At 56.2% G+C, this 1,336-nt stretch carries 1 pseudogene; it reads left to right on the top strand.

Annotated features, from left to right (window positions below):
* Nucleotides 1-213: 213 nt before the first annotated feature.
* Nucleotides 214-1,336: pseudogene (locus QMM04_RS22525) on the top strand (NADH-dependent flavin oxidoreductase); the annotation flags it as partial.

Consider the following 1,336-nt stretch of genomic DNA (forward strand, 5'->3'; position numbering starts at 1 on the left):
GTATTGGTTAAAACTTAGCGGAGCGCGGATTTCAGCAATGAGCAATAAAAAGTATTTTCACGCGTAAAACTTATATAACTAACAATCTGGGTTATGTAACTAAATAAAATGGTATATTTATACCATGAAGTCGGACCACTTAAATTAATTATAAAGACCTCCGAACTGCCAAAGAATTGAATACACGATTTCTTAATTCTGGAGTTGCTCATCATGAATACGCTCACCCCGATTCTTAATCCGCTGACATTACCGAAAGGGGCGGTGCTGAAAAACCGCCTGGTGATGGCCCCGATGACCACCTGTACCGGCTATTACGACGGCGGCGTGACCAGCGATCTCGTTGAGTATTATCGCGTGCGTGCCGGCAGCATCGGCACCGTGATCGTCGAGTGCGCCTTTATCGATAACCGCGGTCCGGCGTTCCCGGGCGCTATCGGCATCGACAGCGACAACAAAATTCCTGGCCTGGCCAGAATCGCGCACGCCATCAAGTCTCAGGGTTCCAAAGCCATTCTGCAGATTTACCACGGCGGCCGCATGGTTGAGCCCGCGCTGATCGGCGGGAAAACCCCGGTCGCGCCCAGCGCTATCGCCGCGCCGCGTGAAGGTGCCAGCACCCCGCAGGCGCTGACGGCGGAAGAAGTGGAGGTGATGATCACCAAGTTTGGTGATGCGGTGAACCGCGCCATCAAAGCCGGCTTCGACGGCGTGGAGATCCACGGCGCTAACACCTACCTGATTCAGCAGTTCTACTCGCCGAACTCTAACCAGCGCGACGACAAATGGGGCGGCAGCCGCGACAACCGCGCGCGCTTCCCGCTGGAAGTGCTGGAAATCACCCACAAAATGGCGGAGCGCTTCGCCGCAGCGGATTTCATCATCGGCTATCGCTTCTCGCCGGAAGAGCTGGAAGTGCCCGGTATCCGCTGGGACGACACGCTGTACCTGCTGGAAAAACTGGCGGCGCGCGGGCTGGATTACGTGCACTTCTCCGTCGGCCAGCTGCTGCGTCCGTCGATTGTCGACACCCAGGATCCGACGCCGTTAATCAGCAAATACATTGAACAGCGCTCGGCGACGCTGGCGAAAGTGCCGGTGATTGGCGTTGGCGGCGTGGTGAACAAAGAGGATGCCGAACTGGCGCTGGCCTCGGGCTTCGATCTGGTGGCGATTGGTAAAGCCTGTATTGCCTATCCAGACTGGGCCGATCGCATCATCAAAAATGAGCACATGGATCTGTACATCGACAGCACCAAACGCGAAGCGCTGACCATTCCGGAACCGCTGTGGCGCTTCTCGCTGGTGGATGCGATGATCCGTGACGTCAGCGATG

It is taken from the genome of Pantoea sp. Pa-EAmG (genome assembly GCF_030024295.1).
Taxonomy (GTDB): Bacteria; Pseudomonadota; Gammaproteobacteria; order Enterobacterales; family Enterobacteriaceae; genus Pantoea; species Pantoea dispersa.